The following is a 19,909-nucleotide window of genomic DNA, read 5'->3' as shown; positions in this document are numbered from 1 at the left end:
TGTTGGTATGTCGTCAGGATAGGCCAGCCGCGCGGCGGCGGCGTGTACAGATTCGGATGGGGTGCGAGGGTACAGCCGGCGGATTCAGTCGCGCGCGATGGTGAATCCGATGCTGTTGCGGCCGTCCTCGGAGGAGGCGAAGGCGCGTCCGCCATGCATGCGGGCCACCGCCTTGACGATGGCCAGGCCCAGGCCGTGGCCGTGGCTGCCATTGATCTCGTGGCGCGAGGTGTCGACCCGGTAGAAGCGGTCGAACAGGCGCGGCAGGTGGCGCGCGTCGATGGCCTCGCCGGGGTTGGTGACGGCGATGCGCACGGCATCGTCCTGGCTGGCGATGTCGACCCGGATCAGCGCACCCACCGGCGAATGCTGGATGGCGTTCTGGATCAGGTTGGTGAGGGCGCGCTTGAACAGCGCCGTCTCCATCAGCGCGGTGGTCTCGGTGTCGCCGCTGACGCTGATGCTCATGCCGGTGTCGTCGAGCACGAACTCGAAGAAATCGACGGTCTTGCGCACCTCGTCGGCCACCCGCGACTGCACCAGCGCGGTGGCGGCCTCGCCCTGGTCGGAACGGGCCAGGAACAGCATGTCGTTGACGATGGAGCGGATCCGGTCCAGCTCTTCCAGGTTCGATTGCAGCACGTCCTTGAACTCGCCGGCGCTGCGCTCGCGCGCCAGCGCCACCTGGGTCTCGCCGATCAGGTTGGCCAGCGGCGTGCGCAGTTCGTGGGCGACGTCGGCGTTGAAGGATTCGAGCTGGGTATAGGCTTCCTCGATGCGCTCCAGCGCACCGTTGAAGGCGTGCGCCAGCACCGACAGCTCCTCCGGCAGCGATTCGGCCGACATGCGCGCCGACAGCTTGCGCGGCGTGAAGCTCTGGGCGCGCGCCGACATGCGGCGCAGCGGCGCCAGGCCCGCGCGCGCGATCCAGTAGCTGGAGATCACCGCCAGCACGATGCCCAGCAGCGAGAACACGGAGGTCGCCACCAGGAAGGTGCGGCGCATCTCGAAATACGGCTCGGTGTCGATGCCGACCGTGACATAGACCTCGGGCCGCTCCTCGAAGGCCGGCAGCGTGCGGGTCATGATGTGCAGCGGGTATTCCTTGCCGGGCACCTTGAGCATGCCGACCGCGTTGCTGTCGGGCGTGATGGCCTCGGGCTTGAGGCGCGCCAGGTCGCCGTAGCGGAAGCGCTCGTCCTCGCCGGAAATCCAGAACGAGACGCGCTGGTCGGCCTGCGACAGCGCCGCCAGCTTGAGCTGCACCCGGCCCCAGCGATCGGTATTGCCGGCGCGCGAGATCTGGTAGCTGATGTCGTTCAAGGTAGTGACCAGGCCGTCGCGTTCGTGGCGCAGCAGCTCGCCCTTGAGTACGGTATAGAGCACCAGGCCGGTCAGGGCGAAGATCAGCAGCGCCGAGGCCGCCGACATGAGCACCAGCCGCGCGGTGATCGACTGGCGCCGCGGCAGGCGGCGCCTGGGCGCGGATGCCGGAGCGTCGGCGGGTAGGTCGTGGCGCGCCATGGCCGGGTCAGTCGTCGCCGGCGTCGCCGGCGGCGCGCGGCTCCAGCACGTAGCCCATGCCGCGCACCGTGTGCAGCAGCTTCTGGTCGAACGGGATATCGATCTTGGCGCGCAGGCGCTTGATGGCGACCTCGACCACGTTGGTGTTGCTGTCGAAGTTCATGTCCCAGACCAGTTCTGCGATGGCGGTCTTGGACAGGATCTCGCCCTGGCGCCGCGCCATCACCGCCAGCAGCGCGAACTCCTTGGCGGTCAGGTCGATGCGGGTGCCGCTGCGGAAGGCCTTGCGCGAGATCAGGTCGATCTGCAGGTCGCCGATGCGCAGCTGCGCGGGTTCCTGCGAGCGGCCGCGGCGGGTCAGCGCCTGCAGCCGGGCCAGCAGTTCGAGGAAGGAGAATGGCTTGATCAGGTAATCGTCGGCGCCGTCGTGCAGGCCCTTGATGCGGTCCTCCACGCTGTCGCGCGCCGTCAGCATGATCACCGGCGTCTGCTTGACGGTGCGCAGCGAGCGCAGCACCGAGAAGCCGTCCATCCCGGGCAGCATCACGTCCAGCACGATGACGTCGTAGTCGTGCTGGATCGCCAGGTGCTGGCCGTCCACTCCGTTGAAGGCGAGATCGACCGCGCATCCCTGCTCGGTCAGGCCCTTGCAGAGGTATTCGGACATCTTTTGTTCGTCTTCGACTATCAGGATCTTCATGCGGTCTCCACCCGCCGCGCCGGGACAAGATGTCCCGGTCGTGGCCCAGCCAGAATTCTAACCCCTGGGCTTTTTATTATTGTTCTCCGCGCAATTTTTTCATGCGCAGCCCATGCCCTTGTTTCCAAAATCCTAATGTCCCTGCGCTTGCGCCTGCCTGGCGGCCTTGCGCTGCAGCCGGGCCTCTTTCTTGCGCACGTACCAGTAGTGCGCGCGATCCAGGTAAAGATAAACCACCGGAGTGGAAAACAGCGTCAATGCCTGCGACAGCACCAGGCCGCCCACCATCGCGTAGCCCAGCGGGCGGCGCAGCTCGGAGCCGGCGCCGTGGCCCAGCATCAGCGGCAGGCCCGAGAGCAGGGCGCACATGGTGGTCATCATGATCGGGCGGAAGCGCAGCAGGCAAGCCTGGTAGATCGCCTGCTCCGGCGCCATGCCGTGCTCGCGCTCGGCCGTGAGGGCGAAGTCGATCATCATGATGCCGTTCTTCTTGACGATGCCGATCAGCAGGATGATGCCGATCAACGCGATCACCGAGAGGTCGTAGCCGCCCGCCATCAGGATCAGCAGCGCGCCCACGCCGGCCGAGGGCAGCGTCGAGAGGATGGTCAGCGGGTGGATGTAGCTTTCATAGAGCAGGCCCAGCACGATGTACACGGCGATCAGCGCGGCCGCGATCAGGTAGGGCTGCGAGGACAGCGAATCGCCGAAGGCCTTGGCCGTGCCCTGGAAGTTGCCGATCACGGTCTGCGGCACGCCCATCTCGTCCTTGGTCTTGTTGATGACGTCCACCGCCTCGCCCAGCGATACGCCCTTGGCCAGGTTGAAGGAAATCGTCACCGCCGGGAACTGGCTCTGGTGGCTGATCGAGAGGTAGGCGGTCTTGGTGGTGTCGACCTTCACGAAGGTCGACAGCGGCACCTGCTGGCCGGTCAGGGGCGAGGTCAGGTAGAGCTTGTTGAACAGCGCCGGATCCTTCTGCAGCTCGGGCGTGACTTCCATGATCACGCGGTAGCTGTTGATCTGAGTGAAGTACTGCGCGACCTGGCGCTGGCCGATGGCGTCGTAGATGGTGGCGTCGATCAGCGAGGGCGAGATGCCGAAGCTGGAGGCGCGCGCGCGGTCGATGGTGATGACGGCGGCGGCAGCCTGGTTCTGCTGGTCGGAGGCGACGTCGGCCAGCTGCGGCAGCTGGCGGAAGCGCTCCAGCATCCTGGGGGCCCAGACGTTGAGCTCGTCGAGGTCGGTGTCGGTCACCGTGTACTGGTACTGGGTGCGCGAGAGGCGGCCGCCGACGTTGATGTCCTGGCTGGCCTGCATGAACAGGTTGATGCCCTGCACCTGCGAGGCCTTGGGGCGCAGCCGCGCGATGATCTCGTCGGCGTTGGTGGTGCGGCCCTGGTCCTTGGGTTTCAGCGCGATGAAGAACTGGCCGGTGTTGAAGGTGGTGGAGCCGGCGCTCATGGCAAAGCCGATTACGTCGGGATCCTGGCGCACGATGTCGGCCACCTTCAGCAGGCGTTCATGCATGGCCGCAGAGGAGGTGTCCTGGGCCGATTCGGCGAAGCCGACGATCACGCCGTTGTCCTGCTGCGGGAAGAAGCCCTTGGGGATGAAGATGAACAGCACCACCGTCAGCGCCACCGTGGCCAGGAAGCCCATCAGGGTGATGAACTGGTGCTTCATCACCACGTCCAGGCCGCGCTTGTAGCCGGCCAGCATGGCGTCGAAGCCGCGCTCGAAGAGCTGGTAGAGCTTGCCGTGCTGGTTGCCGTGTTCATTCTTGAGGAAGCGCGAGCACAGCATGGGCGTGAGCGTGAGGGAGATGATCACCGACACGCCGATGGTCAGCGTCACCGTCACCGCGAACTCGCGGAACAGGCGACCGACGATGCCGCCCATGAGCAGCAGCGGGATGAACACCGCCACCAGCGAGACCGAGATCGAGATGATGGTGAAGCCGATCTCACCGGCGCCCTTGAGCGCCGCTTCCATCGGCGCCATGCCTTCCTCGACGTAGCGGTAGATGTTCTCCAGCATGACGATGGCATCGTCCACCACGAAGCCCACTGCGATGGTCAGCGCCATCAGCGACAGGTTGTCCAGGCTGTAGCCGACCACGTACATCACGCCGGCCGTGCCCATGATGGCCAGCGGCACGGTGATGCTGGGGATGATGGTGGCGGCCACGTTGCGCAGGAACACGAAGATCACCATCACCACCAGGGCGATGGTCAGGATCAGCGTGAACTCGACGTCTTCCACCGAGGCGCGGATGGTCTGGGTGCGGTCGATCAGGGTGTTGACGTGGATCGAGGCCGGGATGGCCGCGCGCAGGCGCGGCATGGCGGCGTTGATGCGGCCGACCGTCTCGATCACGTTGGCGCCCGGCTGCTTGGTGACGGCCAGCACGATGGAGCGGCCGTTGGTGATGCTGTGGTCGTCGCCGGCGGCCGCGCCCGCGAAGGCCCAGGCGGCGATCTTGTTGTTCTCGGGGCCATCCACCGCCACGCCGATGTCCTTGACCCGGATCGGCGCGCCGTTGCGCCATGCCAGCACCATGTCGTTCCACTGCTCGGCCTTGAGCAGCTGGTCGTTGGTGTAGACGGTGAAGCTCTGGCGCGCGCCGTCCACCGTGCCCTTGGGCTGGTTGACGGTGGTGGTGGCGATGACGCCGCGGATGTCTTCCAGGCTGATGCCCAGCGTGGCGATCTTGGCCGGATCGACCTGGATGCGCACGGCCGGCTTCTGCTGGCCGTTGACGTTGACCAGGCCCACGCCGGAGATCTGCGAGATCTGCTGCGCCAGGATGTTGTCGGCGTAGTCGTTGACCACCGTCAGCGGCAGCGCCTCGGACTGCACCGACATGATCATGATCGGCGAGTCGGCCGGGTTGATCTTGCGGAAGGTGGGCGGGTTCGGCATGTTGGCCGGCAACTGCCCGGTGGAGGCGTTGATGGCGGCCTGCACGTCCAGCGCGGCGGCGTCGATGTTGCGGTTCAGGTCGAACTGCAGGGTGATCTGCGTGGTGCCCAGCGAGCTCTGCGAGGTCATCTGGGAGAGGCCGGCGATCAGCGAGAACTGGCGCTCCAGCGGCTGCGCCACGTTGGAGGCCATGGTCTCGGGGTTGCCTCCGGGCAGTTGGGCGGTGACCTGGATGGTGGGGAAGTCGACCTGCGGCAGCGGCGCCACCGGCAGCAACGGCCAGACGGCCGCGCCGACCAGCAGGATGGCGATGGCCAGCAGGGTGGTGCCGATCGGGCGCTTGATGAATGCGGCGGAGACGCTCACTTGCTGCTTCCTTTCGCGTCGGCGCCGGCGGCGGCTTTCTGCTGCGGCTTGCTTTCGACGATCCTGGCGCCCGGCTTGAGCTTGTACTGGCCGTCCAGCACCACGCGCTGGCCGGCGGCCACGCCCGCGTCGCCGGCCAGGACCGCGATGCCGTCCTGGATGCGCTCGACCTTGACCGGTTTCATCGACGCGCGCTCCTGCTCATCCACCGCGTACACGTAGGTGCCTTGCTGGTTGCGCTGGATGGCCGAGGCCGGCAGCGTCAGCGCGTTGCCGTGGTCGTGCATCTGCAGGCGCACGTTGACGTACTGGCCCGGCCACAGCTTGTGACCGGCGTTGTCGAAGCGGGCCTTGAGCTGTACGGTGCCGCTGGTGGTGTTGATCTGGTTGTCCAGCAGGATCAGCTTGCCGGTGGCCAGCGGTTCCTGTGATTCCCGGGCGTAGGCGGTCACCTTGAGCGACTGGCCCGCCAGCTGCGACTTGTTGATGGCCGGCACCGATTCCTCGGGCAGCGTGAAGAGCAGGGTGATCGGATCGATCTGGTTGATCACCACCAGGCCGTTGGCGTCGGCGGCGTGCACGATGTTGCCCGGGTCCACCAGGCGCGCGCCCACGCGGCCGGAGATCGGCGCGGTGATGGTGGTGTAGCTCAACTGCACCTTGGCATAGCCGATCTGCGCCTCGTCGGTCTTGACCGCCGCTTCCAGCTGGGTCACCAGCGCCTTTTGCGTATCGAGCTGCTGCTGGGTCGCCGCGTCCTGGCTGCGCAGCGTGGTGTAGCGCTGCAGGTCGAGCCGGGCGTTGGCCAACTGGGCGGCGTCCCTGGCGCGTTGCGCCTCGACCTGCGCCAGCTGCGCCTGCAGCGCGCGCGGATCGATCTGGGCCAGCAACTGGCCCTTCTTCACTTCCTCGCCTTCCTTGAAGCCGACCTTGTCGAGCTGGCCGTCGATGCGCACCTTCACGGTCACGCTGGCGTTGGCGGTCACGGTGCCCACCCCGGCCAGGTACAGCGGCACGTCGCGCTCCTGCACGCTGGTGAGGGACACGGCCACCGGCGGCGCGTCCTTGGCCTGCGGCTTGTCGGCGGCGCTGGCGCCTTGCGTGTGCAGCCAGCCGCCGATGCCGGCGGCGGCCACGATGGCGGCGGTCGCCGCGACGGCGAGGGAAGTGCGCTTGGGAGTGTTGGGTGAGGTTGTCATGCCTGAAACTCGTCTTGAAGAGGTCGCTTGGAATGTTCGGGAGCGCGGCGCTTCAGCGCGCCGGCGCTTGCGGGGGCTGCGGTGCTTGCGGCGGCTCGGCCTGGCCCGCGCGCCAGCCGCCGCCGGTGGCCTTGATCAGCGCCACGCTGGCCACCAGCTGGCGGCCCAGCAGCGTGACGGCGGTGCGCTGGTTGGTCAGCGAGGTGGCCTGGGTGGTTACCACCGACAGGTAGGTCACGGTGCCGGCCTGGTACTGGCTCATCGCCAGGCGCTCAGCCAGCTGCGCGGATTTCACTGCCTGCGCCTGGACCGCGTTTTCCTGGTCCAGCACGCGCAGGGTGGAGAGGTTGTCTTCCACCTCCTGCAGGCCGCCCAGCACGGTTTGTTTGTACTGCGCGACGGCGGCGTCGAAGGCGGCCGTGGCGGCGTCGTTGCGCGCGCTGCGGGCGCCGCCGTCGAACAGGGTCTCGGCCAGCGCCGCGCCCAGCGACCAGACGCGGCTGGGGGTATCGAACAGCTGGGCATAGGCCAGGCTGCTGTAGCCGCCGCCGGCCGACAGCGTCAGCGCGGGGAAGTAGGCCGCCCGCGCCACGCCGATGTTGGCGTTGGCCGCGGCCGCCAGGCGTTCGGCGTTGGCGATGTCGGGGCGGCGCTCCAGCAGGTCGGAAGGCAGGCCGGCCGGGATCTGCGGCAGGCTGGCCAGCAGGCGCTGGGCGTTGGCGTCCATCGCGCTGTCGCTGGCCGGCGCCGCCGGCAGCGCGGGCAGCGAGAAGGCGGCGGGCGCGCGGCCCATCAGGATGGCGATGGCGTGCTCAAGCTGGTTGCGGGTGGCGTCGAGGTCGATCAGCTGGGCCTGGGCCGAGCGCAATTGCGTTTCGGCCTGGGCCACGTCGGAGCGCAGCGCGGTGCCGGCCTCATACTGGTGGGTGGTCAGCTGCAGCGAACGGGTGTAGGCGTCCACCGTGCGGCGGTACAGGTCTTTCTGCAGGTCGGTCACGCGCAGTTGCAGGTAGTCTTGCGCCAGGGTGGACTGGATCGACAGCCGCGCGGCGGCCAGGCTGGCCGCGATGGCCTCGGCGGAGGCGTCGCCGGCCTCGGCGCCGCGGCGGATGCGGCCCCAGATGTCGGCCTCCCATGAGGCATTCAGGCCCACGGTGTAGCTGTCGGCCAGGCGCTGCACTCCGTTGGTGTTGGTCTGCGCGCGGCTGGCGCCGGCCTGGGCGCCGATGGTCGGCCACAGGCTGGCGCGCGCGATCTGCGCGGTGGCCTGGGCCTGGCGGTATTGCGCTTCGGATTGGCGGATGTTCTGGTTGGCGGCGTTGGCCTGGCTCACCAGCTCATTGAGAATGGGGTCGCCGTAGGCTTCCCACCAGCGCTGGTTGTCGTCGATGCGGCCGGGCGCGGCAACCTTCCACGGGCCGTCTTCCTTGTAGGCCTGCGGCAGGTCCATGGCCGGGCGCACGTAGTCGGGGCCGACGGCGCAACCGCCCAGCAGCGCGGCCAGCGCCAGCGCAGTCATTCCCCTTGCGGCGCGGAAGGGGGATTGATGTTGGGAATGAGTGAAATGACTGACGCTGACGCTGGCTGCGGCACGGCGAAACGGAACGACCATAGGGTACACGCGGATGGGCATACGGATGAAGGACAGGCCGGCATTACACGCCCCTCAGCGCGAAACCATCGGCCACTGCTGCTACTGTGCGCCACTGTAATCCCTGCCGCTCAACCCCATGCTGACGTCAATATGACATTTCTGTCAGTTTGCCGGCCTAGGCCTGGCCCATGTCCCTGCGCGGCACGCTCAGGGCCGACAGGGCGCAGCCCACGCCGCACACCGCGATGATCAGGCCCATCGGCCACGGCGTGCCGTCGGCCAGCAGGCCGACCAGGGCCGAGCCCAGGATGCCGGTGCCGTAGTGGGCCGCGCCCACCAGCGCCGACACCGCGCCGGCGCGCTCGCCGTAGCCGGTCAGCGCGCCGGCGATGGCGTTGGCCACGATCAGCCCGTTGGCGGCGACAAAGACGAACAGCGGCAGCGCCAGCCCGGCCACGCCGCCGATGTCGAAGCCGGCGGTGACGGCCAGCAGCAATCCCGAGGCGGCCGCGCTGAGCGCCCCGATGCGCATCAGGCGGTCGCTGCCCAGCTTGAGCACCAGCCGCGAGCTGACCTGGTTGGAGAGCATGATGCCGACGATGCCCAGCGAGAACAGCACGCCGTAGGCCTGCGGCGACATGTGGTGGTAGCTGATGTAGGCCGCCGGCGTGCCGGCCACGTAGGCATAGATGCCGCCGTAGAAGAAACCGCCGGTGCCCATGTAGGCCAGGATGGGGCGCTGGCCCAGCAGGCTGGCGTAGATGGATAGCGCGCCGTCCAGCGCGCGTGGATTGCGGCGCTCGGCGGGCAAGGTCTCCGGCAGGCGCCGCAGCGCCGCCAGCGTCACGATGCCCACGCCCACCAGGGCCCAGAAGATGGCGCGCCACGAGGCCGCCTGCAGGATCAGGCTGCCCACGGCGGGGCCGATCAGCGGGGCGATGGCGGTGACGGTCATCAGCGTGGACATCATGCGCGCGGCCTGCGGGCCGGCGTAGAGGTCGCGCACCATGGCGCGCGCCAGCACCACGCTGGCGCAGGCGCCCACGGCCTGCAGCACGCGCCAGGCGATCATGGTGCCGACGCTGCCCGACAGCGCGCAGCCCACTGAACCGATGATGAACAGCACCAGCCCGATGGCCACCGGCAGGCGGCGCCCGTAGCGGTCGCTGATCGGGCCCCAGGCCAGCTGGCCCAGGCTGAAGCCGATCAGGTAGCCGGAGATGGTGAGCTCCATCGCGCCGTGGCCGGCGTTCAAGGCCAGCGCCATGGCCGGCAGCGCGGGCAGGTAGACGTCGGTGGAGATCGAGGCGAACGCCATCAGGGCGCTCAGGACGCCCAGCGTGAACAGGCCTTGGCGTGCGGGAACAGGGATGGCGGCGGCTTGGTTCGGGTCGGAACCGGGGGCGGAGGATGACATGGAGCGGGCGGCGGGGGCAGGTAGTGACGTCGGGCAACGCCGCCCACTGTAACGCAAAAGCGGGCGGCGCGCCCGCCGCCGCCCGGATGCGTCGCGCTCAGGGGCGCAAGCTCACGCTCAGTACCGTGAAGCTGTCGGGGTGGAATTGCGGATCCTGCTTTTGCCCGGCCGCGTCGGGAGCCGGCTGGCTGAAGTCCATGGTGAACAGGTAAGCCACGCCGCGCGCGGCGTCGTAGGCCATGTTGTGCGCCCACGGGCGGGTGCCGGCAAAGCCCAGCGCGCGGTAGGCGCCGCCAGCATCCTGGCCGACCAGCGTCAGGCTGGCGGCGTCGCCGCTGGGGACCAGCAGCAGGCGGCGCGCGCCGTCCCAGGCCAGGGCATTGATCGCCGGCGCGGCGGGCAGCCACGCCAGCGGCGCGCCGTCATCCAGGCCGGCGATCGTCAACTGCGGTTTCTTGCCGCGGCAGGCCACGAACAGGCGCCCTTGCTTTTCGTCGGCGGCCAGCGCGGAGGGATGCTCGCAGCCGGGAAACTGCTTGCCGCTCCAGCCCGGCAGCGTCTCCAGCGTTGCCGCCGAGATGCGCATCACGCGGCCTTCGTCGCGCAGCGGCAGCAGCACGCTGCCGTCGGCCAGGCCGAGCGGAGCGTCGAACTTGCGGGCGTCGAATTCGCGGCGCTTGACGACGCGCCCGTCGCGCGGGTCGAACAGCCAGATCGCCGAGCGCCCCGCGCGGCGTCCGCTGGTGATGAGCAAGTGGCCGGAGACGGCGTCGAAGACCAGGTTGTTGAGGTTGCCGTCGTCCACCGCGATGCGCTGCAATTGCGTCAGGTCCGACAGGCGCAGCACGCCCAGCGAGCCGTCCATGTAGGCCACGTAGGCGCGATCGAGCTGCGGGGCGAAGGCCACCGCGTTGGCGCCCTCGGTGCCGGCCACGTTCTTCACCGGCGCGTGGGCGGCGGTATCGAACACCGTGAGGCCGTTCTCGCGCCGCGCCAGGAACAGGTAGGGGCGGGTCGGATCGAGCGCGCCCAGGCCCCAGCTGTGGCCGCTGCCGGGCAGCACGTCGGCGCGCAGCGAGAGCGCCGGCATGGCGTCGGCTGCGCCGGCGCTGCCGGCCTGCAGGCCGCCGGCCAGCAGGAGCGTTGCGATCATGGCGCGCATGTTCAGAACTCCAGCGAGGTCAGCAGCGAGAACTGGCGCGCATCGCCCATCGAGACGAAGTTCTGGTTGGCGCTGGAGGTGTAGTAGACCTTGTTGAACAGGTTCTTGATGTTGAACTGGAGCTTCACCGCGCGCCCGCCGATGGTGGTGTCGTAGGTGGCGAAGGCGTCGGCTACCGTATAGGACGGCAGGATGAAGCTGTTGGCCGAATCGCCCGGGCGATCGCCCACATAGCGCGCGCCGCCGCCCACGCGCAGCTTGTCGTTGCCGCCGGCAATCGAGCCGACGTCGTAGGCCAGCGTCATGGCGGCGGTCTGCCTGGCCACGTTCCACAGGCGCAGGCCGGCGTACAGCGGGTCTTCGGTGGTCTTGGCGTCGAGCCAGGAATAGCTGCCGATCATCGACAGGCGGCGGCTCAACTGGCCGGTCACGTCCAGCTCCACGCCGCGCGAACGCGCCGCGCCCGAGGTGCGCCAGTCGGTCAGGCCGGTGACGTTGTTGAGCTGCGAGACCAGCACGTTCTTCTTCTTGATGTCGAACACCGCCAGCGAGCCGGACAGGCCGCTCGGGTTGTCGTACTTGAGGCCGCCTTCCCACGAGGTGGCCTGTTCGGGCGCGACGTTGGAGTCGATCACCGTGCCGCCGGTCAGCGGCGCGATGGTGGAGGTCGGCTTGAGCGACTTGGTGTAGCTGGCGTACAGCGAAAGCTCTTCGCTGAGCTTGTAGATCAGGCCGGCGCGCGGCAGCCACTTGCTGTCCGCGAGGTTGGTGTTGGCCTTGAACGGGCGGCCGCGGCCGGCCAGCTGGCTGTAGCTCTGGTAGCGCAGGCCGCCCACCAGGATCCAGTTCTGGCCCAGGTGCAGCGCGTCCTGCGCGAACAGCGACTTGTTGTGCAACAGGTCGGTCTGGGCGCTGTCGCCGGCCGAGACCACGCTGGCCGGCTGCGGCAGGCCGTAGACCGGGTTGTAGATGTTGAAGGTGGTGCTGTTGCTGGCGCCGCGCAGCAGGTTGGCGCGATAGATCTTGCGGTACTCGATGTCGCTGCCGAACTGGATGTCGTGGCGCATGCCGCCCAGGTCCAGGTGGCCGTCCAGGTAGGCGATGGCGTAGTTGTCGGTCGACAGCGCGCCGCGGGTGCCGTCGTTGCTGCGCGTGACCACGCCCGTGACCGGGTTCACGCTGGCCACGCGCAACTGGCGCGCGTCGTAGATCTCGCGGTTGTAGCTCAGCCCGATGTGGGCCTTCCAGTCGGCATCGAGGCGGTGGTCGATGCTCAGCTGCGCCGTCTCGCTGCTGCCCTTCATGTCGTTGCCGGGCTCGTCCATGCGGCGATCGGCCGGTACGGCGAGCGGCCTTCCGGTGCGCGAATCGATCGCGGTGCCGCGGTCGAAGGGGTAGAGGAAATCGCGCTGCTCCATCGAGAACACCACCTGGGTGTCGCGGCCGTACCAGGCCAGCGAGGGGGCGACCACGGTTTCCTGGATCTGGCCGTAGTTGCGCCAGTAGTTCTGGTCGGTGCGGTCGACGATGAGGCGATAGGCCAGGCCGGAGTCGCCGATGGGGCCGGTGGTGTCCAGCGTGAGCTGGCCGCCGTTCTTGCCGTCGCCATAGCTGGAGCCGGCGAAGGAGAGCTCGTTGCGCTGCGCCAGCTGCGGTTTCTTGGTGATGATGTTGATCACGCCGCCCGGATCCATCAGGCCGTACAGCAGCGAGGATGGGCCCTTGAGCACTTCCACGCTCTCGGCGGTGGCGTTGAAGGCGCGGCCCTGCACCAGCGGCATGCCGTTGCGCATCACCGAACCGTCGCGGTTGCCGCCGAAGCCGCGCTTCATGATGGTGTCCTGGGTGCCGGCCAGGGTATTGCCCTGGGTCAGGCCGCTGACGGCGCCGACGGCGTCGTCCAGGTTGCGCGGGCGCTGGTCCTTGATGACCTGGGCCGGCACCACGTTGACGACCTGCGGCACTTCCAGCGCCGAGACGGCGCCGCGCAGGGTGGAGGCGTTCGGCACGGCGCGATAGGTGCCGTCGGCTTCGCCGGAGGCCGCGCCCACCACGGCCACCTGCGGCAGCTGGCCGTCGGCGCTGGCGCCGGTCGTGCCGGCGTCGATCACCACGAAGCTGCCGTCCGGCTGGCGCACCGCCGACAGGCCGCTGCCGGCCAGCAAACGCTCCAGGGCCTGTTCGAACGAGGCGCTGCCTTGCAGGCCGGCGGAAGTCTTGCCCTGGGTCAGGCGGGCGTCGGCCGAGAGCAGGATCCCGGCTTCGGCGGCGAACTGGCGCAGCGCCTGTCCCAGCGGGCCGGCGGCGATGGCGTAGCTGCGGGAGGCCTGGGCCTGCGTCTGCTGGGCGTGGGCGGCAGGGGCCGCCAGCAAGGGCAGCGACAGCGCGGCGAGGTGAACCGCCAGCGCCAGGGTGCGCAGGCGCGGCTGGCCGCAGAGGGGCGATGGAGTGGGGCGCATGGTGATCCTTCCTGAATTCGTTGGTCTATTGCTTCCATTGCCAAGCGAGATTCGGAAAAGGGAACCGCCGACGCGAAAAAATCCGATTATTTTTCAGCCCGGCTTGCGCGCGGCGCCGGCGGCCTCGGCCGCGTCCACCGTGACCCACCACGGCAGGATGCGGTGCACCTTGACCGGCAGGCTGGCTTCCAGCGCGTTGAGCACGCGCTCGGTGTCGTCCAGCGGATAGACGCCGACCAGCCGCAGCGCCGCCACCTCCGGCGCGCAGCCGAGATAGCCGCGGCGATAGCGGCCCAGTTCGGCGAGGAACTCGTCGAGTCGCATGCCGTCGGGCATCAGCAGCTTGCGCGACCAGGCGGCCATGCTCTCGTCGGCCGGCGTGGCCGCATCGACGCGGCCGGCGTCGAACCGCACGCGCCAGCCGGCGCCGATGAGCGTTGGCGCGCCGCCGCCGGCGGGGGTGATCATGACCTTGCCTTCGAGCACCGTGAGCGTGGCGCCGTGTTCCTCCAGTCGCACCAGGAAGCGCGTTCCCAGCGCCTGCAGGCGCCCGGCCGGGACGTCCACCACCAGCGGCCGGGCCGGGGTGCGTCCGTCGTGCGCGGTCTGGATCATGATCTCGCCGCGATGCAGGATCAGGCGGCGCAGCACGTCGCTGTAGTCGGCGTCGGCGGCGCTGGCGGTGTTGAGCCAGAGCAGCGAGCCGTCGGCCAGCTGCTGGCGCTCGATCTGGCCCACGCCGGTGCGGTAGCGGGCGTTGAGCGCGGCCAGGTAGCCGCGCAATTCGCGCGAGCTGCCGGCGCCGCCGGCAACCATGACGCCGGCGGCCAGCCAGGCCAGCGCCTTGATCGCCTTGCGGCGGCGCTGGCCGTTCTGGGCCAGCACCCGGTGGCCCACGGCCGGCGGCATCAGGCCGAATTCGGCGTTGACGGCTTCGACCCGCTTCCAGGCGGCGCGGTGGCGCTCGTCCCGCTCCAGCCACTGGCGCCAGCGCAGGCGCTCGGGCTCGCCGGCGTCATCGGCGCGCAGGATGGCGAACCATTCGGCGGCCTGTTGCAGTTCGGCATAGGAGGGGCCGGGGTCGAGCGCGGGCGGCGGCGGGGATTCCTGGGGGCGGTGCAGCTGAAGGCGGTCCTGCATGGCGGATGGCTGGCTGGAGTGGGAGTGAGGGGAGCGGATTACTGATCGAGCAGGAGCATGCACTGGAGCATGGCCTGCGCCATGTATTTCTTGATCATGCGGTCGGAGACGCCGAGCTGCCGGGCGATCTGCAGGTAGGTCAGGCCGTCCAGCTGCGACATCAGGAAAGCCTGGCGCACCTTGGGCGCCAGCCGGTCGAGCATGGCGTCGATGCGCATCAGGGTTTCCAGCACCAGCGCGCGCTGCTCGGGCGAGGGTTCCACCAGCTCGGGGCGGGCGGCCAGGGCGTCGAGATAGGCGCGCTCCAGTTCCAGCCGGCGCCAGTGGTTGACCACCAGCCCGCTGGCCACGGTGCGCAGGTAGGCGCGGGGCTCCAGCAAGCGTTCGGACGGCTTGCTGGACAACAGGCGCAGGAAGGTGTCCTGGGCCAGGTCGGCGGCGTCCTCGCGCGAGCCCAGCTTGCGCCATAGCCAGGCGTGCAGCCACCCATGATGGCTGCTGTAGACCTGTTCGAGGGAGTCGCCCAAGGGCGGATTGCTGGAGTAAGCCACGATGCTGTCGGAAGTAGGACTGGACGAGGACGAAACGCAGGGCGGCGGAGCGGCGGGGCGAATCGAACGATGATCGTGGCAGAAGCGGCTGGATCCGGCACGAACCCGCCGCCTGGCGGCGGGTCTGCGCATCGGCTGATTATATTAGGAACAATTCTTATTCACAAATTTTAACCGCCTCATCGTTGCATTTCGAACGCATGCGTGCGCGCCGTTCATGCGGCCGGTGGGCGCTGTCCGGTGTAGGCGGCCCGCGGGCGGATCAGGCTGCCGGTCGCGCGCTGCTCCAGCGCATGGGCGATCCAGCCCAGCGAGCGGCCCAGCGCGAAGATGCCGAAGGCGCTGCCCGGCGGCAGGCCGAGGTGACGGCGCAGCGCGGCCAGCGCAAAGTCGACCGAGGGCGGATGGCCGGTGAGGGCGCGGATGCGCTCGATGGCGGCTTGCCAGTCGGGATGGGCCGGCAGGATGGTGGCCAGCAATGCGGCGGCGCGGACGTCTCCGGCCGGGTAAAGGTGGTGGCCGAACCCGGGAAGGTCGTCGCCGCGCGCCAGCCTGGCGTCGATGCGCGCGGCCGCGCCGGGCGCGCCGGCGGCCATATCCAGCTCGTCCAGCAAGGCCTCCACCCGCGCCGTGGTGCCGCCGTGACGCGGGCCGCTCAGGGCGGCCAGCCCGCCGGTGACGCAGGCCTGCAGGCTGGCGTCGGTGGAGGCGATGCAGCGGGCGGTGAAGCCGGAGGCGTTCAGTTCATGGTCGGCGCACAGCACCAGCGCGCGCCGGACCAGGGCGGCGCCGCCGGCGTCCAGCCGCCACGCCATGGCGCATTGCTCATGCAAGGGCGCGGCCGAGGGCGCGCTGCCCAGCAGGCAGGCCGCCAGGCGCCGCACCAGCGCGCCGCAGCTGGCCAGGCGCCGGCCGGGCGGCAATTGCCATTGGGCGCCGAGGTCGTCGGCCGCGGCCAGCGCGAACAGCGGCAGCAGCGCGTGTTCGGCGCGGCGGCCGGCGAAGGCCGCGCGCCACTCGGCGAAGCCGGCGGCGACCGCGGGCGGCTCGGGGCCGAAGGCGTCTTGCGGCGCGCAATCCCAGAGCAGCGCGGCAGCCTCCTCGACGCTGGCCTGCTCGCTGAAGGCCACCGCGTCCCGTCCACGGTAGTAGAGGCGTCCGTCCTCGATCAGCGTCAGCGCCGATTCCAGCACCGGCAGGCCCCAGCTCAGCGCGGCCTTGGCGGCTTCCTTGGGCTTGCGGCCGCGCGGGCGATGATCTGCCAGGCGCTGCACGTCCTCGGCCAGGTAGCGGCTCTCGCGCGGGTCGACGGCAGGATGGGCGTGCAGCAGGCCGCGGCTGACGTAGGCGTACAGGGTCTGGCGCGACACGCCCAGCAGGGCGGCGGCGTCGGCGGAGGACAAATAGGCGCTCATGGAGTCCGATGGAAATCGATATGTTGACTAAATTAATCAATATTGACGATTAATTCAAGCGGAGTAAGCTGGCTTCATCACGATACGAACCATGCAAAAAAAGGAGTCCGCCATGTCGCAGCAATCTCTGACTTCCCCCGTGGCCGCGCGCATGCTGGCCGAGATCTGGCAGGCCCTGGAGGGCGCGCCGCCGCTGTTGTCGGCCGTCAGCCTGGACGGCGGCGGGGCCTTGCCGTCGGTATTTGCCGCCAGCGACCTGGCGCAAGCCTCGGTGGCCGCCGCCGGGTTGGCGCTGGCGGAGCTGGCGCAGGCCGCGGGCGGCTGTTTGCCGGCCGTCGGCTGCGACCGCCGGCTTGCCTCGATGTGGTTCTCCAGCTCGCTGCGCGCGCACGGCTGGACGCCGCCGGCGCTGTGGGATGCGGTCGCCGGCGATTATCGCGGCGCCGACGGCTGGATCCGGCTGCACACCAATGCCCCGCATCATCGCGCGGCGGCCTTGCAGGTGCTGGGACTGGATCCGCAATCCGCGCCGCGCGAAGAGGTCGCCCGGGCGGTGGCGCGCTGGAAGGCCGGGGAGCTGGAGGCCGCCATCGTCGCCAACCGCGGCTGCGCGGCCGAGATGCGCAGCCTGGAGCAGTGGGCCGGGCATCCACAGGGCATTGCCGTGGCCGCCGAGCCGCTGGTGTGGCGACAGGGCTTCGACGCCTCCCATCGAAGCGCCGCGCCCTTCGACCCGGTGCGGCCGCTGGCCGGCGTGCGGGTGCTGGACCTGACCCGGGTGCTGGCCGGGCCGACCGCGACGCGCTTCCTGGCCGGCTTCGGCGCCGACGTGCTGCGCATCGATCCGCTTTCATGGGACGAGCCCGGCGTGGTGCCGGAGATGACGCTGGGCAAGCGCTGCGCCCATCTCGACCTGGCGCAACCGGAGCAGCGCAGGCGGCTGGAGCGGTTGCTGGCGCAGGCCGATGTGCTGGTGCACGGCTACCGGCCGCAGGCGCTGGAGCAACTGGGCCTGGGACCGTCGCGCCGCCGCCAGCTCAATCCCGGGTTGGTGGACGTGGCGCTGGATGCCTATGGCTGGAGCGGCCCCTGGGCCGGGCGGCGCGGCTTCGACAGCCTGGTGCAGATGAGCAGCGGCATCGCCGACGCCGGCATGCGGCGGCAGGGCGGCGACAAACCCGCGCCCTTGCCGGTGCAGGCGTTGGATCATGCGACCGGCTACCTGCTGGCGGCCTCGGCGCTGCGCGGGCTGACGCGCCGCCGGCAGTCGGGCGAGGGCAGCGAATACCGGCTCTCGCTGGCGCGCACCGCGCGGCTGCTGGCGGCATATCCGACCGGGCCGGCGCAACCGGCCTTCGCCGCCGAGACCGGCGAGGATCTCGACGCCGAAGAGGAAAACACGGTCTGGGGGCCGGCGCGCCGGCTACGGGCGCCGCTGCGCGTCGCCGGCATGGCGATGCGCTGGGACTTGCCGGCCTCGCCATTGCGATCGGTTCCGGCAGAGTGGCGCTGAACGCGGTAGCATGGCGAGCGCGCCGGCCGACCCATCGGCCGGCGCATCCGCATACCGCCATCGACTGCCAGGGACCTGCCATGCCGCCAATCAAGAAACAACTGGGCCAATACAAGGGCCTCATGGTCTTCCTCGCGCTGATGGTGGTGTTTCGCAGCGCCATCGCCGACTACAACGTGGTGCCCAGCGGCTCCATGCTGCCCACGGTGCTGATCGGGGACCGCATCCTGGTCGACAAGCTGGCCTACGACCTGCGCCTGCCGCTCACCCATATCAGCCTGGCCCGCCTGGGCGAACCGCGCCGCGGCGATATCGTGACGGTGGACTCGAAAGAGGCCGGCGAGCTGTTGCTCAAGCGCGTCATCGGCCTGCCGGGCGACGTGGTGGAGCTGCGCGACAACGTGCTCTACATCAACGGCCAGGCCGCCAGCTACAGCCGCGCCAGCGTGCGTCCGCTGGAGGGCGACGGCGCCGAGCAGGCCGCGTACCGCGACGAACAGCTGGACGGCATGTCGCACCTGGTGCGGCTATCCGAAAGCCATCCCAGCCTGCGCAGCAGCTACGGCCCGGTGGTGGTGCCGCCCGAGCATTACCTGATGCTGGGCGACAACCGCGACAACAGCGCGGACTCCCGCTATTACGGCTTCTTCGCCCGCAGCGAGCTGATGGGGCGCACCCGCCGCATCGCCTTTTCGCTCGACACCGAGAACGGCTACCGGCCGCGTTTCGGCCGTTTCGGCGCTTTGCTGGATGTGGCTGCGGCAGGGAAGTGAAGCGAGGAGCACTTGAAGTCGGATGAGAAAGCGCATCAAGTCACTTTAAGTTTGCGTTCCAGGTAATTGATTTCAAATATAAATATTATTTCCATCCGTCCCTGGTCGGACCGTCGGCCTGGGCGGCGTCCCGGATTCGCGCCGCCCCTGTTCCATTGATGACAAAAAACGCTCAAGTTGTTGCAGAGCATGCCGATATATATCTCGGATTACCTGCAATTGTCATTGGAGCACATCATTTCACTCACCTTCATTTCCGATCCGGCAACCGGCCGCCGCAGAAACGCGGTCAGCCATGACGCCATCCTCGACGCCACGTACGTGATGCTCGAGGAGATCGGCTTCGACAAGCTGTCGCTGGAAGGTGTGGCCGCGCGCGCCGGCGTGGGCAAGGCGACCATCTATCGCTGGTGGCCCAACAAGAGCGCGCTTGCCATGGAGGCGCTGCTGCGCGCCGTCGAGCCGATGCCCCCCATCGGCGACAGCGGCGCTTCGCGCCACGACATCGAAGACCACATGACGCGCCTGTCCCAGCTGCTGCGCGGCAAATCCGGCCGGGTGGTGCGCGAGATGATCGCGCTGGCCCAGTTCGATGACGAGACCATGCGCATCTTCAATGACAATTACCTCGAACCGCGCCGCGTGGCGCTGGTGAATGTACTGCGCCGCGGCGCCCAGCGCGGCGAGTTCAGGGAAGATCTCGACCTGAACCTGGTATTCGATCTGCTGTACGCCCCCTTGCTGCAGCGGCTCCTGACCGGCAGCGCCGACATCGACGAGCGCCAGATTCAGTCCCAGCTGAAGCTGGTGTTGGGCAGCATCGCCCTCGATCAACCCTTGGTACAGTGACTGGTAAATATTCGAGCTAACAAGCGTAAATTTTGTTGAGTGCAAGATAATTTGCACCTAGAATCCGAGACGAAACGTATCGTATTGGTTCTGGGTGCATTGCCTATTGCGCAACAAAATGTCTTTTGCGGTTGCAATGGCTGCGTTTGCCGCGTTTGCCGCGCGAACGCCGTCACGGCGTCGCCACCCTGATGCGCCTGTAGATGGCAGGCGTCCTTCCCGTCCGATACCTTCATTCAGATTCGAACAAGATCCGGCCTCCCGCAGGGCGGCCGGCTGGCGGTTGTCGTCCGGCGGAGGACGCCTTGCAGGCGGCCGGCGG

The 19,909-nt window shown here is 68.9% G+C and carries 14 protein-coding genes; 3 read left to right on the top strand and 11 right to left on the bottom strand.

Features of this window, described 5'->3' with window-relative positions; all coding sequences use genetic code 11:
• Window positions 1–84: 84 nt before the first annotated feature.
• From Herbaro_RS12020 to Herbaro_RS11970, 11 genes are all read right to left on the bottom strand, one after another.
• Window positions 85–1,524, bottom strand: coding sequence for a heavy metal sensor histidine kinase (locus Herbaro_RS12020; RefSeq protein ID WP_275009865.1), 1,440 nt, complete (start codon window positions 1,522–1,524; stop codon window positions 85–87).
• Between the two features lie 7 nt (window positions 1,525–1,531).
• On the bottom strand, window positions 1,532–2,224 hold the full coding sequence (locus Herbaro_RS12015; protein ID WP_275009864.1) for a heavy metal response regulator transcription factor: 693 nt from the start codon (window positions 2,222–2,224) through the stop codon (window positions 1,532–1,534).
• 132 nt (window positions 2,225–2,356) lie between these two features.
• The gene (locus tag Herbaro_RS12010) at window positions 2,357–5,515 is read right to left on the bottom strand and encodes an efflux RND transporter permease subunit (protein WP_275009863.1); all 3,159 of its coding nucleotides are present in this window, start codon (window positions 5,513–5,515) and stop codon (window positions 2,357–2,359) included.
• A complete protein-coding gene (locus Herbaro_RS12005) occupies window positions 5,512–6,714 on the bottom strand; it encodes an efflux RND transporter periplasmic adaptor subunit (RefSeq protein ID WP_275009862.1) in 1,203 nt (400 codons plus the stop codon). The genes Herbaro_RS12010 and Herbaro_RS12005 overlap by 4 nt, the downstream gene beginning before the upstream one ends.
• 52 nt (window positions 6,715–6,766) lie before the next feature.
• Window positions 6,767–8,233, bottom strand: a complete 1,467-nt coding sequence (locus Herbaro_RS12000) for an efflux transporter outer membrane subunit (protein ID WP_275009861.1) — start codon at window positions 8,231–8,233, stop codon at window positions 6,767–6,769.
• Between the two features lie 250 nt (window positions 8,234–8,483).
• A complete protein-coding gene (locus tag Herbaro_RS11995; protein WP_275009860.1) occupies window positions 8,484–9,725 on the bottom strand; it encodes a multidrug effflux MFS transporter in 1,242 nt (413 codons plus the stop codon).
• 97 nt (window positions 9,726–9,822) lie between these two features.
• Window positions 9,823–10,887, bottom strand: a complete 1,065-nt coding sequence (locus Herbaro_RS11990) for a YncE family protein (RefSeq protein WP_275009859.1) — start codon at window positions 10,885–10,887, stop codon at window positions 9,823–9,825.
• Window positions 10,888–10,889: 2 nt separating this feature from the next.
• Entirely contained in the window at window positions 10,890–13,346 is a 2,457-nt protein-coding gene (locus Herbaro_RS11985; protein ID WP_275009858.1) for a TonB-dependent siderophore receptor, read from the bottom strand.
• Between the two features lie 93 nt (window positions 13,347–13,439).
• Window positions 13,440–14,486: a FecR domain-containing protein gene (locus tag Herbaro_RS11980; protein WP_275009857.1), complete on the bottom strand. Its 1,047-nt coding sequence runs from the start codon at window positions 14,484–14,486 to the stop codon at window positions 13,440–13,442.
• Window positions 14,487–14,524: 38 nt separating this feature from the next.
• Window positions 14,525–15,037, bottom strand: a complete 513-nt coding sequence (locus tag Herbaro_RS11975; RefSeq protein ID WP_275009856.1) for a sigma-70 family RNA polymerase sigma factor — start codon at window positions 15,035–15,037, stop codon at window positions 14,525–14,527.
• Between the two features lie 215 nt (window positions 15,038–15,252).
• A complete protein-coding gene (locus Herbaro_RS11970; protein WP_275009855.1) occupies window positions 15,253–16,452 on the bottom strand; it encodes a citrate synthase family protein in 1,200 nt (399 codons plus the stop codon).
• A 112-nt stretch (window positions 16,453–16,564) separates the two neighbouring features.
• Between Herbaro_RS11970 and Herbaro_RS11965 the strand changes: the two genes are divergently transcribed.
• From Herbaro_RS11965 to Herbaro_RS11955, 3 genes are all read left to right on the top strand, one after another.
• Window positions 16,565–17,965 (top strand): CoA transferase, encoded by a 1,401-nt coding sequence (locus Herbaro_RS11965; protein WP_275009854.1) that lies wholly within the window; start codon window positions 16,565–16,567, stop codon window positions 17,963–17,965.
• A gap of 80 nt (window positions 17,966–18,045) precedes the next feature.
• On the top strand, window positions 18,046–18,738 hold the full coding sequence (gene lepB / locus Herbaro_RS11960; RefSeq protein WP_275009853.1) for a signal peptidase I: 693 nt from the start codon (window positions 18,046–18,048) through the stop codon (window positions 18,736–18,738).
• A 189-nt stretch (window positions 18,739–18,927) separates the two neighbouring features.
• Window positions 18,928–19,587 (top strand): TetR/AcrR family transcriptional regulator, encoded by a 660-nt coding sequence (locus Herbaro_RS11955; protein ID WP_275009852.1) that lies wholly within the window; start codon window positions 18,928–18,930, stop codon window positions 19,585–19,587.
• Window positions 19,588–19,909: the final 322 nt, after the last annotated feature.

This window comes from Herbaspirillum sp. WKF16 (assembly GCF_028993615.1).
In the GTDB taxonomy this organism is placed as follows: domain Bacteria; phylum Pseudomonadota; class Gammaproteobacteria; order Burkholderiales; family Burkholderiaceae_D; genus Herbaspirillum.
The sequence above is the reverse complement of the archived record's forward strand: the minus strand, read 5'-3'. Positions and strand labels throughout refer to the sequence as shown.

What these genes read in the sequence shown, in the direction of transcription:
- lepB (WP_275009853.1), top strand. Translation starts at nt 18,046, where the DNA reads ATGCCGCCAATCAAGAAACAACTGGGCCAATACAAGGGCCTCATGGTC.
- Herbaro_RS11995 (WP_275009860.1), bottom strand. Translation starts at nt 9,725, where the DNA reads ATGTCATCCTCCGCCCCCGGTTCCGACCCGAACCAAGCCGCCGCCATC.
- Herbaro_RS11965 (WP_275009854.1), top strand. Translation starts at nt 16,565, where the DNA reads ATGTCGCAGCAATCTCTGACTTCCCCCGTGGCCGCGCGCATGCTGGCC.
- Herbaro_RS11970 (WP_275009855.1), bottom strand. Translation starts at nt 16,452, where the DNA reads ATGAGCGCCTATTTGTCCTCCGCCGACGCCGCCGCCCTGCTGGGCGTG.
- Herbaro_RS11955 (WP_275009852.1), top strand. Translation starts at nt 18,928, where the DNA reads ATGCCGATATATATCTCGGATTACCTGCAATTGTCATTGGAGCACATC.
- Herbaro_RS12000 (WP_275009861.1), bottom strand. Translation starts at nt 8,233, where the DNA reads ATGACTGCGCTGGCGCTGGCCGCGCTGCTGGGCGGTTGCGCCGTCGGC.
- Herbaro_RS11980 (WP_275009857.1), bottom strand. Translation starts at nt 14,486, where the DNA reads ATGCAGGACCGCCTTCAGCTGCACCGCCCCCAGGAATCCCCGCCGCCG.
- Herbaro_RS11990 (WP_275009859.1), bottom strand. Translation starts at nt 10,887, where the DNA reads ATGCGCGCCATGATCGCAACGCTCCTGCTGGCCGGCGGCCTGCAGGCC.
- Herbaro_RS11985 (WP_275009858.1), bottom strand. Translation starts at nt 13,346, where the DNA reads ATGCGCCCCACTCCATCGCCCCTCTGCGGCCAGCCGCGCCTGCGCACC.
- Herbaro_RS12020 (WP_275009865.1), bottom strand. Translation starts at nt 1,524, where the DNA reads ATGGCGCGCCACGACCTACCCGCCGACGCTCCGGCATCCGCGCCCAGG.
- Herbaro_RS12005 (WP_275009862.1), bottom strand. Translation starts at nt 6,714, where the DNA reads ATGACAACCTCACCCAACACTCCCAAGCGCACTTCCCTCGCCGTCGCG.
- Herbaro_RS12015 (WP_275009864.1), bottom strand. Translation starts at nt 2,224, where the DNA reads ATGAAGATCCTGATAGTCGAAGACGAACAAAAGATGTCCGAATACCTC.